Genomic DNA, 14,763 nt, shown 5'->3' on the forward strand with positions numbered 1-14,763 from the left:
TGGCAGTGCCTTACAACGCCGCCAGCGCGTCCCAGGTGCCCTTGCCCCATTTGCTCTCGAACTGCTTGGGCAGGCTCGCCAGCACAGGCTTGGAGAAGCTTTCCAGATCGGGCTCGGTCACGGTCATGCCGCCCGCCTTCAGCGTCGCGACGAGGCTGTTTTCCTGGCTGGTCAGCTCCGCGTCCTGCCAGGCGACGCCATCGGCGATCGCGGCCTCCACCACGCTCCGGTCGGCCTCCTTCAGCCCCTTCCAGAAATCGCTGTTCACGATGACGAGCCGCGGCGTGATGATGTGCCCGGTCAGGATCAGGTGCTTCTGCACCTCCTGCAGCTTGGCGCTGTGGATCGTCGGCAGCGGGTTCTCCTGCCCGTCAACCGCGCCCTGGCTCAGCGCGAGATAGAGCTCGTTGAAATTGACCGGTGTCGCCTTGGCGCCCCAGGCCTCGACCATGGCGCGGAAGGTGTCGACCGGCGGCACGCGCAGCTTGAGCCCCGCGACATCCGCCGCGCTCTTCACCGCCTTCGATCCGGTCGTCAGGTGGCGCTTGCCGTAATAGGTCACCGCCATCATGCGCATGCCGCGCTTCTTCTCGAGCTCGGCATTCATCTGCGTGAACACCGGCGCCTTGGCGACCTTCGACATATGGGCCGCGTCGCGCCAGAGATAGGGCGCTTCCACCACCGAGAGCTGCGGCAGGAAGGAGCCGAGCGCCGCCGCGCCGTCGGTCGTCATGGTCAGCGCGCCCGAGGAGACCGCTTCCATCATGTCCTTGCCGGAGCCGAGCTGGCCGGCCGGGAAGGACTGGATATCGACGCGACCCGAGGTCTTCTCCTTCACCTGCTTGGCGATGCGCTCGACCATCTGCACCTGCGGATGCGTCGCCGGCAGCATCTCGCCCCAGCGCAGCACCGTCGCCTGCGCCCTTGCGACCGCCGGCATGAACACCGTTGCGCCGACAGCGGCGGAACCCTGGAGCAAGCTGCGTTTCGTCAGTTTGATCATCGTCGTTTCCCTCCCGTGCGGCCGGTTTTCCGGCTCGTCGCCATGCTGGTGTTGCGTCTTGCGTCGTCGTCCTCGATCGTCAGTACTGCATCGCCCGGGTGCGGGCGTTGCCGATATGGATGCTCATTTCGTCCGATGCCCGTTCCGGATCGCGGCTCTCGATCGCGGCGATGATCTTGAGATGGTCCTGCATCACCGGCACGAGGATGTGGTTCTGGATGCGGGTCTCGTATTGCCGGATCAGCCTGATCTTGAGCCAGGTCACGCGGAAGGCCTGGCTGACGATGTCGTTGTCGAGATGGTCGATGATCGCCTCGTGCATCAGCCGGTCGACATCCTCGGCATCCTCGATCAGCCGCTCGTCGCCACCGGCTTCCGCCCGCGCGATGATCGCCTCGTGACGGGCGCGCTGCTCGGCGATCTCCGCGTCCGTCGCGTTCTGCGTGTAGAGCGCCGTCGCCTCCTTCTCGAGGAAGAGCCGGAACTGGAAGGCGTTGCGGATCAGGTTGAGATCGACATGGGCGACCTGCATGCCGCGCTGCGGCACGGTCTTGATCAGCCCTTCAGCCTCCAGTCGCGGCACCAGCTCGCGGATGGCGCCGAGCGGAAACCCCGTCATCGCCACGAGCTCGCGCTGGGTCACGAACTGGCCGGGCTTGATCTCGCGCGCCAGCAATCGCTCGGTGAAGGAGGCATAGGCGCGCTCCCTCAGCTTCAGCGGTTCGCCCTCGCGCGGTTCCTGCTCCGGTTCGCTCACGATCCCTCCTTCCGGCATTCCTGTCAGGCAGCCTTCGCCTGCCTGATCGAATCGAAGGCGGCGAAGAGCCGCTTGCGGGTGCCTGCGTCCAGCGCCTCCAGGGGCGGGCGCATCGCGCCGTAGCCGTCGTCGCCATGGATATGGCCGACCAGCGCCTTCACCGCCGCCAGCACCGGATGCGAGCAGATCTCGTCGACCAGCGCATTGACAACCGGGCTGTCCTTGCCCTCGTAGACCATCGGGCGCAGCAGGCCGGGAACCAGATTGGCAAGGCCGCAGATCGTGCCCTCGGCCCCGTTGCGCACCGCCTTGGCGAGCTGGCGCTCGTCGCCGACGAGGATCGCGAGTTCGCCATGCGCCTTCAGCAGCGCCTCGGTATTGGCATAGCTGCCCGAGGAATCCTTGACGCCGATGACGAGGCCGGGGAACGCGGTCTTGAGCCGGTGCACGAGGCCCACGCTGATATCGACCGCCGTCACCGAGGGGATGTGATAGACCAGGACATTGCGGGCGGAGGCGCCGAGCTTCTCGAAGAACTGCGAGAACCAGACATAGAGCCCCTCGTCGCTGACGCCCTTGAAGTAGAAGGGCGGCGCGACCAGCAACCCCTTCGCCCCGGCATCGAGCGCGATGCGGGCCTGCTCCACCGCCTCATGCATCGAGGCCGCCGCGATGCCCGCATAGATCTGCCTGGCCGGGTCGATCCCCGCCCCGATCAGCGCGCCCATCATCGCGGTGCGCGCCGGCAGGCCGAGCGCCGCGCCCTCGCCCGTCGTACCGAACAGCGTGACGGAATCGCAGCCCTCGGCCAGCACATGGCGGGCGTGATGGACGAGACGCGGCAGGTCGACGCTGCCGCCTTCCCGCATCGGGGTGGTAATCGCGCAGGAGAGGCCGAAGCGGGTCTTTTGGGTGGCCATTTGGGAGGGCTTTCAGGGCTGAATGTTGACTGACATGTTAGAATGAAGACAGGGCCGCCCGCAAGCGGCCCGGCGGAGTTGTCTCTAGCCGTCCTTGAGGCCTCCGGCGGAGAGGCCGGCGACGATCTGGCGCTGGGCGATGACGGTGACGAGCAGCACGGGCAGCGTCACCAGCAGCGCCGCCGCAGCGAGCGGCCCCCAGGAGATCTGCTCGAAGGTCAGGGAATTGTAGACGGCAGAGGGCAGCGTCCGGCTCGCCTTGCCGCCGAGCACCACCGAGAAGATGAAGTTGTTCCAGGAGAAGATGAAGGCGAGGATGCCGCCGACGACGATGCCGGGCTTCGCCAGCGGCAGCGCGACATGGCGGAAGGCCTGCCAGGTCGTGGCGCCGTCGATGCGCGAGGCATCCTCCAGCTCCATCGGCACGTTCTCGAAATACCCGATCATGATCCAGACGATGATCGGGATGGTGATGACGAGATGGGTGATGACCAGCGCCGTAATGGAGCCCACCAATCCCGTGATCTGGAAGAGCAGGAAGAGCGGGATCAGGTAGGACAGCGCCGGCGTCATCCGCGCCACCAGGATCAGCACCGCGAATTTATGCGCCTTCCCGCGCGCGATGCCGTAGCCGGCGGGCACACCGACCAGCAGGCCGAGCAGAACCGCCCCGCCCGTGACCAGGATCGAATTCCAGAGATAGAGCCCGAAATTGTTCTGCGCGAAGACGTCGACATAGTTCTTCAGCGTCGGCGGATCGGGAATGAAGACCGGCGGAAAGGCGGTGTTGTCGAGCTCGTTCTTCAGCGACAGCGAGATCATCCAGAGGAAGACCAGCACCGCCGGCGAGACCAGCACGAAGACCGAGGCCCAGAAGCCGGCTTTCTTGAGCGTGCGGTGCATCACGCGTTCCACTTCGACTTCTGCCGCGCATAGAGCAGCAGCAGCGAGAGCATGATGATGATGACGAAGAAGATCACCACGACGGCCGAGGCATAGCCGATCTTGTAGAACTGGAAGGCCTGCAGATAGAGGAAGATGTTCAGCGTCTCCGACGCCGTGCCCGGCCCGCCCTGCGTGATCACGAAGATCGTGTCGAAGGCCTTCAGCGCATCGATGGTGCGGATCACGATCGCCACCATGATGAAGGGCCAGACCAGCGGCAGCGTGATGTGCCGGAACATGTGCCAGTCATTGGCCCCGTCGATCAGCGCGGATTCATAGGGCTCGCGCGGCAGGCCGGCGAGGCCGCCGAGCACGATCAACATGACCAGCGGCGTCCAGTGCCAGACCTCGACCAGGACCAGCGTCGGGATCACCGTCGACGACTCGTAGACCCAGCCGGACGGCCCGATGCCGACGAGCGAGAGCAGGTAGTTGAGCACGCCGAGCTGCGGGTGGAACATCATCGTCCAGACCAGCGCGACCGCGACCGGCGTCGCCATCATCGGCATGACGAAGATCGTGCGCAGCACGCCCCGCATCGGAAACTCACGATGGAAGACCAGCGCCGCCGCCGTGCCGAAGACGATCGGCAGGACCACCGCCAGCACCGTGAAGTAGAGCGTATGCCCCATCGACTCGATGAAGCGCTGGTCCTTCATCAGCTCGGCGAAGTTGCCGAGGCCGACGAACTCGACCCCGCCGCCGATCTTCCAGTCCTGCCCGGACATGTAGAGCGTGAACAGCCAGGGGAAGACGATCACCGCCGCGATCACCAGCACCGCCGGCAGCGAGAACAGCCAGTAGCGCGGCGTGAAATCCGCCGATGCCGCGGCCACGCTCGCTTGTGTCGTACTCGGCATGCCGGCTGGCAGGGACGTGCTGGTCATGTGGTCTGCTTCACTGGAAACCCATCGTCATGCTCGCCCTTGTGGCGAGCATCCACGTCTTGAACACAGCCTGCGGCGCGGGAGGGCGTGGATGGTCGGGACAAGCCCGACCATGACGCTCCCGCTTCGCGCCCTCAGCCCTGCTCGCTCTTGGCGAGCACCGGCGCGAAGGTCTCGGTTGCCTTCTTCAGCTCGGCCGCGACATCCGCCCCGCCGATCATGTTGGTGAGCCCCACGCCGAACACGTCGCGGAACTCGGTCACCGGCACGATCTGCGGCAGGCCGGCCCGCGCGATCTTGGCCGAGGCCAGCAGGCACTCGAAATACTGCTTGCCGAACTTCGAACTCGCGATCGTCTCGGTGTCCAAATAGGCCGAGGAGCGCCCCGGAGCGCCCGCGCCGGCCTTGAGCATGGCGATCTGGTTCTTCTTGTTGGTCATGAACTGAAGATAGAGCCAGGCCGCCTCCTTCTTCGAGGAGCCGCGCGAAATGCCCATGCCGTCGGCGAACATGCCGGCGTGATGCGCCTTCGGCCCCGGCGGCGTCACGCCATAGCCGACCTTGCCGACGATGCGGGACTTCGACGGGTCCTCCAGCGGCGTGGCGAAGCCGATGCCGTCGAGCCACATCGCGGCGCGGCCCTGCATGAAGCTGGTCTGGCACTCGTTCCAGTTGAAGCCGACCTGCCCGACCGGGCCGGTTTCCTTGTTGAGCTTGCGATAGAGTTCCGCCGCCCAGATCGCTTCCGGCGTATCGGTGAGCAGCTTGCCCTCGGGCGAAACCGTCTCCATGCCCTGGCCGAGCATCAGCGAGGTCCAGACCGGGACATTGGCGTTCTTGAGGCCGCGCGAAACGAAGCCGGCGACGCCCTTCGCGGGGTCATGCAGCTTCTGTGCGGCGGTGAACATCTCGTCCATCGTCTTCGGATAGGCGACCTTCTTCGCGTCGAAGAGCTCCTTGTTGTAGTAGATCATCCAGTAATCGACGAAGAACGGGATCGTATCGAGCGCCCCGTCGGCCTGCCGCGCATAGGCGACGGGACCTGCGCCGAAATCGGCGAAGTCGAAATCCGGCGCGGTCAGCGACGCATTCTTGATGTAGGGGTCGAGGTTCTCGAACCACTTGCCCTTGGCCGCCATGCGCTTCTGCACATGCAGCGAGATGCCGCTGACGTCGAAGCTCGGCTTGCCCGAGGCGAACTCGATCACCGCCTTCTGGCGCTGCTGCTGCTCCGGCACCTGCTCGGCCGAGACCTTGATGCCGGTGAGCTCGGTGAACTCCTTCTCCGCCGCCTGCATCAGGTCGGAGCGCGGGTTCTTCACCAGCAGCACGTCGATCGTCTGGCCGGAGAACTTCTTCCAGTCGAAGGCGCCCTGCGCCTGCGCTTTCCGGAGCACCAGCGGCGAGGCGATCGCGGCGGCGCCGCCGGCCAGCAGAACACGGCGGGTCGGCTTGAGAAGATGATCGGTCATCGGCGTCCTCCCCAGGACTTGAACACGGCCCGTTTCGGGCCTTTGATGGCGCGCGGATCGCAAGGCGGAAAGCCACCTCCCGCTTCCGCGATCGGGCTGGACGCTAATCTTCTTTCGAACCGGTTGCAAGCTAACATGTTGGCGTGCACATAGTGATATCGCGCCTCCCCTGCCGCCACTGAATCTCCGCGAGAGCCGCCCGTGACGAGCCCGCCCCGCATCGATTCCCACCAGCATTTCTGGCGGCTCGCCCGCGGCGATTACGGCTGGCTGACACCGGCGCTCGGCCCCATCCATCGCGATTTCGAACCTGCCGACCTCGCCCCACTGCTGGCCCGGCACGAGATCGCCTCGACCATCCTCGTCCAGGCCGCGCCGACCGAGGCCGAGACGCATCATCTGCTCGCCATCGCCGCTACGACCCCCTTCGTCGCCGGGGTCGTCGGCTGGGCGGATTTCGAGGCGCCCGACGCCCCCGCTCGCATCGCCGCCCTTGCCGCCGATCCACTGCTCGTCGGCTTGAGACCGATGGTGCAGGACATCCCCGATCCCGGCTGGCTCGCGAAGCCCGCCCTCGCCCCCGCCTTCGCGGCATTGAAAGAGCATGGCCTCGTCTTCGACGCGCTGGTGAAACCGCCGCAGATCCCGGCCCTCCTCACGCTGCTGGAGCGCGAGACGGAACTCCCCGTCGTCATCGACCACGGCGCCAAGCCGGATCTCACCGGCGCCGAGCTCTCCGCCTGGCGCGGCGCCATCGCGGCTTTGGCCGCGCGGCCGAACACCACCTGCAAGCTCTCCGGCCTCGTCACCGAGGCTGCGCCCGGCTGGCGCGAGGCAACGCTGGCGCCGGCTGTCGCCCAGCTCGTCGCCTGTTTCGGGCCGGAGCGCCTGCTCTGGGGCAGCGACTGGCCGGTCGCGACGCTCGCCGCTGCTTACGACCAGTGGCTCAACGCCGCCGAGCGCCTCACCGCGACACTCACCGAACCCGAGCGCGCCGCGATCTTCGGCGGCAACGCCGCCCGCATCTACCTGACGAAGAGGGGCCGCCGCCCGTCATGCTGAAAAACCTCGACCCCGTCCTCTCCGCCGACCTGCTCTGGGTGCTCGCCGCGATGGGCCATGGCGACGACCTCGCGCTGGTCGATGCCAACCATCCTGCCGAGACCATCGCCAGCTCGACCACCAGCGGCCGCCTGATCCGCCTGCCCGGCCTGACGATGCAGCGCGCCGCCCGCGCCATCCTCTCGGTGCTGCCGATCGACGATTTCGAGCCCGGGCCTGTCAGGCGCATGGAAGTGGTCGGCGATGCCGCCGCGATCCCCGATGTCCAGCGCGCCGTGCAGGCCGAAATCGACAAGGCGCTCGGCCGCCCCGCACCGCTGGCCGGCATCGAGCGCTTCGCCTTCTACGATGCCGCGCGGCGGGCTTTCGCGGTCGTGCAGGTCGGCGATCCTCGACCCTATGGCTGCTTCCTGCTGCGCAAGGGCGTCATCGCCGGTGAGCCGGGCTGAGATAACGCCTCACGAGCCCTTGGCGATGGCCTGCTTCAGGCGCGCGACGGCTTCCGCCGCGCCGGATCGGACGTTGATCTCCAGCGTCGGCGCCTCGCGCTCGATCATCTCGATCAGCGTCTCCGGCGTGATCTCGGCCCGCTGCTGGGTCAGCTTCAGCACGGCATTGGCGATGATATTGGGCCAGTACGCCGCCCCGCCCTTGGCCAGCCCCTTGGCCTTGCGGCCCTCGAATTCCTGGGCGAGCTGTTCGGGGGTCTTCTTGGCCATGGTCTCTTCACCTGTTTCGGATCGAGCCGCTGCCTATCACGAAATGCGCAGCCCTGCCTGCCCTCTTCGACCGCACTGCCCTGCCCGCGCATCGGGCCTGCGACAATCGCATTTGCAAGCAGGCGCGACGCAAGGCAGGAGCGGCGCCCGAGGCGAAGCCCGTGATGCGGCCGCCCGTTCAGGACCAGACCATGCCCCGCCTCGCCTTGCTCGCCGCCCTCGCCGGCCTTTTCCTCGCCATGCCCGCCGCCGCCCGGATCACCGACCGGGAGCAGAGCTGCGCCGACTGGCTGAAATCCGGCGCCCACCGCAAGAGCGAATACTCAGCCCCCGTCGCGAACAAGATCAGGGCCTTCTGCGCCGCCCATCCGAAGATGAAGGCGATCGACGCCGAAATGACGATGACGGGGGATTGAGCGGGAGGGTCGCGCGGTCTTCACCTTCTCCCCTCGGGGGAGAAGGTGGCAGCGCGAAGCGCTGACGGATGAGGGCCGTCTTGCACCGGCTCGCGTCCTTCCCTCATCCGTCTGCTTCGCAGACACCTTCTCCCCCGAGGGGAGAAGGAACGCATGCGTCTGCGCCGTCCGCGTCGCCGCGTTCGTTGATCGATGAGGGGCAGCGGAGCGCCGCGAGGCGCGGGTGATCTAAGCCGCTTCCATTGAGCCAGGATGCGGCGCGGATGGATTGAGCCACCATCCGCACGCCCCGTGGCGCTCCGCTTGCCGGCGTTCTTAAGTCTCCGGGCCGCGCTTATACGGCAGGGCGTTTCGCTGACCTGCGGACCTCGACGCCAGTTCGGCAGAGACGCTTGCGCGATCTCCTTTGTCTCGTGCAGCGGATGATCCCGAAACGGGCTAAGCCGCTTTTCGGTCCGCTGCCGGCCTTGTCGCGTCTTTGGCCCCGCAAATGCGGTGCCGCCATGCCTTCCAGCGAGCTCCTCGCACAGGGATCGTAATGTCCCCAGGGCGGTGCCCCGAAGCCTCCCGGGAGTGGGTCGTAACCCCACCCGCAGGCGCCGCCCCGCCCCGCCAACGGCATACCTCCGGATGGCTGCCCCTCGGGGACGAGGTGGGTTGAGGATAGGTGCGGTGTGGGAGGGCGGGGATAAGATTGCTGTGTGCCCCCGCATTTCTCATAAATGCGCGCCGCTCCACCGAAAGGCTGCCTCTCAAGGTAGCGTCGCGCGCCGATCAGCGCGTCACCCTGATCGCAATCCCAAGCGAAGCAAGAGGCCGAGCAAAGATACCATGAGCTGCTTAGAAGCGACCCGGGCGATGCGCGTCACCGGAAAACATCTTGCGTGACATATCGCAATCAGTTGAGGCTGGGCTTCACCACAGCGTTCGTGCAGGAACATGTCTCACGTTTCATCTAACCTAACCGAAGACGATCTTCTGGTTCGCTCTCTGCTTGAGCACGATCCATTGCCAGAGTCAGCCGTGATAGCTCTCATGCAGCTTACGAGAGCAGTGGACGCTGACTACGCAAGAGTGGCAGAATCTCTGGTTCCTGAGTCATCAAAATACCTCCCACAAGAACATGCTTCGGCGTTAACGCGCGCCGATATCACTGAAGAACACGCAAAGCGTGAGATTGCATTACAGAAGAAATTCTTCAAACGTCTTGCGAATCTTCTCCCGAGCCTGCTCCGCCACTTCAGGTTTGATCAGCCTTCAGAAATCCTCAAAGCTCTTACGCAGATCGACGATTGCCATCAAGATTTCTCGATAATCAAGAAAAGTCAGCGTCGAGACAAAGCTCGTCGGCTCGCCATGCAAGAATTCTCGGCCGCTCAGCGAGCGCTTACTAACGCCGCAGCTGCTTTATCAAAGGTCGATTCTATCGCGAGCATTGAGTACGAGCATCTGCGATCCGCTCATCTGGGCGAGCGACATTCAGGGACCTACAGAAGCTATGGGACCTCAGATTTGGTCCATGAAATGGAACTCTGCTCAGCCGCCATAGAAATTTGCACCTTGCGGGCGGAACAAGAAGATGAATACATGCCCCTCTCAGGCTCCGGTGTCAGCACTCATGTAGTAGAAGCGGCGTTTTCGCTGTGTATATGGTATAACGGCCCTCCGCTAGTTACGACACCAGGATCAGATTTCTCTACCGTTTGCAGCATCATCTATGAGATCGCCAGCGGATGCGCGGATGAAAGTCTTGCCGGAGCCATCAACCGCTTTGCAAGAAGCGAAGATAAGCAGCGGCTCCTAGCCGAACAGGAGCAAACTCGCATTGAGAATGAAGACACATCGGTGCCCGACAATTTCCGCGCCGTTACCTCCGACATTGCCCGTGCTCGTGAGGATATCGAACTGTACGGCCAGCTTACTGCGATTCCGAACCTTTCGTTAACGGCTGGAATGCTGGCCAACAGCATGGTCCGCGATGCCGAGGCTCGGATCGATGCTGCTCGCAGAAAATACGGCCCGAACCTCATCTGGGCTCATCAAATATCTCACGAGCATTGGGAGCGCATAGAGACCGCTCATCAAACGTTGAAGCAAAAGGCCATCCTTCTAGGAGAACTCCGCAGGGCAGTCTTAGAAATTGATTGACCATAAGTCCGCGCTTGCAGCGAGTTCATGTCAACTATTGCCGCCTTTCGTGAGCTACGCCTACCTCATCGTCGCAGTGTAGCTCAGCGGATAGAGCCCTTGCTTTCGACACGCTGCTGGCGTGGGCAAGGAGGTCGCAGGTTCGATTCCTGCCGCTGCGTCGATCGCTCATATGTGGCTTTGCTTCGCCGTATCGATAGCTGTCCTCTTCGGGGAAATTCTAACCCAGGCTGGCGGGGGGGCGGGGAAGCGCGTACCCCCATCCCTTGACTCCCACCGCCCTCCCATCCTACCCCCATCGACGGGACACGCCCCCCCAACGGGGCGCGCCCATCTGTAAGGATGGAGACATCGATGGCGAATACCGTTCCGAACACGCGTCCGCGCGTGCCTAATTTCTCGTCCGGCCCCTGCGCCAAGCGCCCCGGCTGGGCCCTCAAGAACCTCTCCGACGCCCCGCTCGGCCGATCGCATCGCGCCAAGATCGGCAAGGACAAGCTCAAACGCGCGATCGACCTGACGCGCGAGGTGCTGCAGGTTCCCGCCGATTACCGCATCGGCATCGTGCCGGCCTCCGATACCGGCGCCGTCGAGATGGCGCTCTGGTCCCTGCTCGGCGCCCGCGGCGTCGACATGGTCAGCTGGGAGAGCTTTGGCGCCGGCTGGGTCACCGACGTCGTCAAGCAGCTCAAGCTTGCCGACGTCCGCACCTTCGACGCCCCCTATGGCGAATTGCCGAACCTCAAGAAGGTCGACACCAAGAACCGCGACGTCGTCTTCACCTGGAACGGCACCACCTCGGGCGTGCGCGTCGTCGACGCCAGCTGGATCGCTGACGATCGCGAGGGGCTGACCATCTGCGACGCCACCTCCGCCGCCTTCGCCCAGCGCCTCGACTGGCAAAAGCTCGATGTCGTGACCTTCTCCTGGCAGAAGGTACTCGGCGGCGAGGCCGCGCATGGCATGATCGTGCTCTCGCCCCGCGCCGTCGCCCGGCTCGAAAGCTACAAGCCGGCCTGGCCGCTGCCGAAGATTTTCCGCATGACCTCGGGCGGCAAGCTGATCGAGGGCATCTTCACCGGCGAGACCATCAACACCCCCTCCATGCTCGCGGTCGAGGACTATATCGACGCGCTGGAATGGGCCCAGAAGGTCGGCGGTCTCGATGGCCTGGTGAAGCGCGCCGACGGCAATGCCCGCGTCATCGCCAAGTTCGTGCGCGAGAACGACTGGATCGACTTCCTCGCCGTGAAGCCGAAGACGCGCTCCAACACATCAGTGTGCCTGAAGTTCACCGACCCGGCCGTGACGGCCCTGCCGGCGGACGCGCAGGCGGCCTTCGCCAAGCAGGTGGTCCAGATCATCGAGAAGGCCGGCGCCGGCTACGATCTCGGCCATTACCGCGACGCCCCTCCCGGCCTGCGCATCTGGTGCGGCGCGACCGTCCAGTCGCGCGACGTGAAGGCGCTGCTGCCCTGGATCGCCTATGCCTTCGCCGAGGCCAAGGCCGGGCTCGGCAAGAAGGCGGCGTAAGGCGCTTAGCCCTGTCATTCCGGGGCGCGGGCTTTGCCCGCGAACCCGGAACCCACGACCGGGCGAGCCCTTTCCACCGCCTCTTCCAGAACCACAGCGTTGCACCCCGTCGTGGGTTCCGGGTTCGGCTTCGCCGCCCCGGAATGACAGGCGGGGGCGCCCTCCCCCTCTCAGCGCCAGACCGCTCCCCGTGCAGCGCGGCGCCAGCCGGAGCCTCCCATGCCCGCACCCAAAGTCCTGATTTCCGACGCCCTCTCCCCCGCCGCCGTCCAGATTTTCAAGGACCGCGGCATCGACGTGACCTTCGATCCGAACCTCGGCAAGGACAAGGACAAGCTGGCCGCGATCATCGGCGCGTATGACGGCCTCGCCATCCGCTCGGCCACCAAGGCGACCGCCAAGCTGCTGGAGCAGGCGACGAACCTCAAGGTCATCGGCCGCGCCGGCATCGGCGTCGACAATGTCGAGATCCCCGCCGCGACCGCGCGCGGCGTGATCGTGATGAACACGCCCTTCGGCAACTCGATCACCACCGCCGAGCACGCCATCGCCATGATGTTCGCGCTCGCCCGCCAGATCCCCTCCGCCGATACCTCGACCCAGGCCGGGAAGTGGGAGAAGAACCGCTTCATGGGCGTCGAGATCACGGCCAAGACGCTGGGCCTGATCGGCGCCGGCAATATCGGCTCGATCGTCGCCGAGCGCGCCATCGGCCTGAAGATGCGAGTCATCGCCTATGACCCCTATCTCTCGCCGGAACGCGCGGTGGCGCTAGGCGTCGAGAAGGTCGAGCTGGACGAGCTGCTGAAGCGCGCCGATTTCATCACGCTGCACGTCCCGATGACCGAGAAGACCAAGAACATCCTCTCGGCCGAGAACCTCGCCAAGACCAGGAAGGGCGTGCGCATCATCAACTGTGCCCGCGGCGGGCTCGTCGACGAGCAGGCGCTGGCGGACCTGATCAAGTCCGGCCATGTCGCCGGCGCCGCCTTCGACGTGTTCTCGGCTGAGCCTGCCGAGACGAACCCGCTCTTCGGGCTGGAGAACGTGGTCTGCACGCCGCATCTCGGCGCCTCCACCAACGAGGCGCAGGAGAATGTTGCCCTGCAGGTCGCCGAGCAGATGAGCGATTACCTGCTCAAGGGCGCGATCACCAACGCGGTTAACTTCCCCTCGATCACGGCGGAGGAAGCACCGCGCGTAAAACCCTTCGTCGATCTCGCCGAGAAGCTCGGCTCCTTCCTCGGCCAGCTCACCGAGGCGCCGGTCAAGGGCATCCGCATCGAGTACGAGGGCGCGGTCGCGAGCCTGAACCTCAAGGCGATCTCGGCTGCCGCGATCACCGGCGTGCTGCGCCCCTTCCTGCCCGAGATCAACATGGTCAATTCGGCCATGGTGGCGAAGGAGAAGGGCATCGTCGTCGAGGAACTGACCCGCGAGGTCGCCGGCAATCTCGAAAGCGTCATCCGCATCGTCGTCGACGCCGAGGACATGCCGCGCCATGCCTCGGGCACCGTCTTCCATGACGGCAAGCCGCGCATCGTCGAGGTCCGCGACATCGCCATCGATGCCGAGTTCGCGCCGCACATGCTCTATGTCCGCAACGCCGACAAGCCGGGCTTCATCGGCCAGTTCGGCTCGCTTCTGGGCGGCGCCGGCGTCAATGTCGCGACCTTCGCGCTCGGCCGCGACAAGCCCGGCGGCGACGCGATCTGCTATGTCGCGGTCGACGAGCCGGTCTCGGACGAATTGCTCGACAAGATCCACGCGATCCCGATGGTCAAGCGCGCCCGGCGCCTCAAGTTCTGACCCGGCCGGTCCGGCGCCCCAGCGCCGCCGCAATTCTCGTCCCCTGTGGTGCCCGTCACAGGGGATTTTCATGTCTGCCCGCCTTCGCCTCGCCGCCGCTGCCCTCGCCTGCCTGACGGCCGCCCCGGCCTTCGCCGACTGGGACCGCGCCAAGCTCGACACCGCGATCGAGGGCCTCGAACAGCAGGCCGAGGGCCGCCTCGGCGTCGCCTTGATGGACCTGCGCGACCGCAAGCTCTGGTCGCATCGCGGCTCCGAGACCTTCCCGATGCAAAGCGTGTTCAAGCTGCCGCTGGCGGTCGCCGTGCTGCAGCAGGTCGAGGCCGGCAAGTTCAAGCTCGACCAGCCGATCACCGTGACCCGCAAGGATTTCTCGCTGTTCCACAGCCCGCTGGCCAAGGCCTTCAAGGGCGAGCGCAACGATTATCCGCTGCGCGAACTGATCCGCCTCGCGGCCGGCGAGAGCGACAACACCGCCGCCGACCTCTTGATGCGCGAGATCGGCGGCCCGCAGGTGGTGACGAAGATGCTGCGCGACGGCGGCATCCAGGGCATGTCGGTCGATCGCTACGAGCGCCAGTTCCAGCCGGAGATCTACGGACTCAAGGGCTTCGGCTGGGATGAGGTCGTGGACGAGAAGGCCTTCCGGGCCGAGCTCAAGGCGATGCGGCCGCGCCTGCGCATCGGTGCCCTCTCGAACGCGCTCAAGGACAAGCGCGATGCCTCGACGCCGGAAGCGAGCGCGCAATTCCTCGAAGCCTTCGCGAGGGGCAACTGGTTGCGCGATCCCGCGCATAACGCATTGCTGATGCAGATCATCACCGAGACCAAGGTCGGCGCCGATCGCATCAAGGCGGGACTGCCAGCTGGCTCCCGGCTCGCCCACCGCACCGGCGCCGGGCTGACGACGGATGGAATCAACCACGCCACCAACGATATCGGCATCGCGACGCTGCCGGACGGCCGGCGCTTCGTCATCGTGACCTATCTCGCGGGTTCCCGCGCCGATGCGAAGGAGCGGGAGGCGGCTCTGGCGGATGTCGCGCGGCTCGCGGTTTCAGCGCTGCGCTGACGGACGCCGCAGGATCCACG

The 14,763-nt window shown here is 65.5% G+C and carries 14 protein-coding genes and 1 tRNA gene; 8 read left to right on the forward strand and 7 right to left on the reverse strand.

The window, feature by feature from the left end; translation table 11 throughout:
• Positions 1-10: 10 nt before the first annotated feature.
• The 6 genes from ACWIEX_RS17895 to ACWIEX_RS17920 all read right to left on the reverse strand — a co-directional run bounded on the left by ACWIEX_RS17895 (position 11) and on the right by ACWIEX_RS17920 (position 5,984).
• Positions 11-1,003, reverse strand: a complete 993-nt coding sequence (locus ACWIEX_RS17895; protein ID WP_454034332.1) for a sialic acid TRAP transporter substrate-binding protein SiaP — start codon at positions 1,001-1,003, stop codon at positions 11-13.
• 79 nt (positions 1,004-1,082) lie between these two features.
• Positions 1,083-1,778 (reverse strand): GntR family transcriptional regulator, encoded by a 696-nt coding sequence (locus ACWIEX_RS17900; RefSeq protein ID WP_454034333.1) that lies wholly within the window; start codon positions 1,776-1,778, stop codon positions 1,083-1,085.
• A 5-nt stretch (positions 1,779-1,783) separates the two neighbouring features.
• On the reverse strand, positions 1,784-2,680 hold the full coding sequence (locus ACWIEX_RS17905) for a dihydrodipicolinate synthase family protein (RefSeq protein ID WP_454034334.1): 897 nt from the start codon (positions 2,678-2,680) through the stop codon (positions 1,784-1,786).
• Positions 2,681-2,764: 84 nt separating this feature from the next.
• Positions 2,765-3,583 (reverse strand): carbohydrate ABC transporter permease, encoded by an 819-nt coding sequence (locus ACWIEX_RS17910; protein WP_454034335.1) that lies wholly within the window; start codon positions 3,581-3,583, stop codon positions 2,765-2,767.
• Complete coding sequence (locus ACWIEX_RS17915) at positions 3,583-4,512, reverse strand: carbohydrate ABC transporter permease (protein ID WP_454034336.1); 930 nt, start codon at positions 4,510-4,512, stop codon at positions 3,583-3,585. The genes ACWIEX_RS17910 and ACWIEX_RS17915 overlap by 1 nt, the downstream gene beginning before the upstream one ends.
• 134 nt (positions 4,513-4,646) lie before the next feature.
• Positions 4,647-5,984 carry an ABC transporter substrate-binding protein gene (locus ACWIEX_RS17920; RefSeq protein ID WP_454034337.1) on the reverse strand — a complete coding sequence of 446 codons (1,338 nt, stop codon included), beginning with the start codon at positions 5,982-5,984 and terminating at the stop codon, positions 4,647-4,649.
• Between the two features lie 201 nt (positions 5,985-6,185).
• Between ACWIEX_RS17920 and ACWIEX_RS17925 the strand changes: the two genes are divergently transcribed.
• Positions 6,186-7,046, forward strand: coding sequence for an amidohydrolase family protein (locus ACWIEX_RS17925; RefSeq protein ID WP_454034338.1), 861 nt, complete (start codon positions 6,186-6,188; stop codon positions 7,044-7,046).
• Positions 7,040-7,495, forward strand: coding sequence for an RbsD/FucU family protein (locus tag ACWIEX_RS17930; RefSeq protein WP_454034339.1), 456 nt, complete (start codon positions 7,040-7,042; stop codon positions 7,493-7,495). The genes ACWIEX_RS17925 and ACWIEX_RS17930 overlap by 7 nt, the downstream gene beginning before the upstream one ends.
• Positions 7,496-7,504: 9 nt before the next feature.
• On the opposite strand, the gene ACWIEX_RS17935 is transcribed toward ACWIEX_RS17930, so the two are convergent.
• Positions 7,505-7,765, reverse strand: a complete 261-nt coding sequence (locus tag ACWIEX_RS17935; RefSeq protein WP_454034340.1) for a hypothetical protein — start codon at positions 7,763-7,765, stop codon at positions 7,505-7,507.
• Positions 7,766-7,929: 164 nt separating this feature from the next.
• On the opposite strand from ACWIEX_RS17935, the gene ACWIEX_RS17940 reads away from it, so the two are divergent.
• The 6 genes from ACWIEX_RS17940 to bla all read left to right on the forward strand — a co-directional run bounded on the left by ACWIEX_RS17940 (position 7,930) and on the right by bla (position 14,743).
• Positions 7,930-8,181 carry a hypothetical protein gene (locus ACWIEX_RS17940; RefSeq protein WP_454034341.1) on the forward strand — a complete coding sequence of 84 codons (252 nt, stop codon included), beginning with the start codon at positions 7,930-7,932 and terminating at the stop codon, positions 8,179-8,181.
• 1,053 nt (positions 8,182-9,234) lie between these two features.
• On the forward strand, positions 9,235-10,329 hold the full coding sequence (locus ACWIEX_RS17945; RefSeq protein ID WP_454034342.1) for a hypothetical protein: 1,095 nt from the start codon (positions 9,235-9,237) through the stop codon (positions 10,327-10,329).
• A gap of 72 nt (positions 10,330-10,401) precedes the next feature.
• Positions 10,402-10,490: transfer RNA gene (locus ACWIEX_RS17950), tRNA-Arg, on the forward strand.
• 193 nt (positions 10,491-10,683) lie between these two features.
• A complete protein-coding gene (locus ACWIEX_RS17955; protein ID WP_454034343.1) occupies positions 10,684-11,862 on the forward strand; it encodes a phosphoserine transaminase in 1,179 nt (392 codons plus the stop codon).
• 219 nt (positions 11,863-12,081) lie between these two features.
• Entirely contained in the window at positions 12,082-13,671 is a 1,590-nt protein-coding gene (gene serA / locus ACWIEX_RS17960) for a phosphoglycerate dehydrogenase (RefSeq protein WP_454034344.1), read from the forward strand.
• 70 nt (positions 13,672-13,741) lie between these two features.
• Entirely contained in the window at positions 13,742-14,743 is a 1,002-nt protein-coding gene (gene bla / locus ACWIEX_RS17965; RefSeq protein WP_454034345.1) for a class A beta-lactamase, read from the forward strand.
• Positions 14,744-14,763 lie beyond the last annotated feature (20 nt).

It is taken from the genome of Allobosea sp. NPDC055353, assembly GCF_053644975.1.

Coding starts and splice junctions, on each gene's coding strand:
- ACWIEX_RS17935 (WP_454034340.1), bottom strand. CDS start 7,765: ATGGCCAAGAAGACCCCCGAACAGCTCGCCCAGGAATTCGAGGGCCGC.
- ACWIEX_RS17940 (WP_454034341.1), top strand. CDS start 7,930: ATGCGGCCGCCCGTTCAGGACCAGACCATGCCCCGCCTCGCCTTGCTC.
- ACWIEX_RS17930 (WP_454034339.1), top strand. CDS start 7,040: ATGCTGAAAAACCTCGACCCCGTCCTCTCCGCCGACCTGCTCTGGGTG.
- serA (WP_454034344.1), top strand. CDS start 12,082: ATGCCCGCACCCAAAGTCCTGATTTCCGACGCCCTCTCCCCCGCCGCC.
- ACWIEX_RS17905 (WP_454034334.1), bottom strand. CDS start 2,680: ATGGCCACCCAAAAGACCCGCTTCGGCCTCTCCTGCGCGATTACCACC.
- ACWIEX_RS17910 (WP_454034335.1), bottom strand. CDS start 3,583: ATGCACCGCACGCTCAAGAAAGCCGGCTTCTGGGCCTCGGTCTTCGTG.
- ACWIEX_RS17900 (WP_454034333.1), bottom strand. CDS start 1,778: ATGCCGGAAGGAGGGATCGTGAGCGAACCGGAGCAGGAACCGCGCGAG.
- bla (WP_454034345.1), top strand. CDS start 13,742: ATGTCTGCCCGCCTTCGCCTCGCCGCCGCTGCCCTCGCCTGCCTGACG.
- ACWIEX_RS17895 (WP_454034332.1), bottom strand. CDS start 1,003: ATGATCAAACTGACGAAACGCAGCTTGCTCCAGGGTTCCGCCGCTGTC.
- ACWIEX_RS17920 (WP_454034337.1), bottom strand. CDS start 5,984: ATGACCGATCATCTTCTCAAGCCGACCCGCCGTGTTCTGCTGGCCGGC.
- ACWIEX_RS17955 (WP_454034343.1), top strand. CDS start 10,684: ATGGCGAATACCGTTCCGAACACGCGTCCGCGCGTGCCTAATTTCTCG.
- ACWIEX_RS17915 (WP_454034336.1), bottom strand. CDS start 4,512: ATGACCAGCACGTCCCTGCCAGCCGGCATGCCGAGTACGACACAAGCG.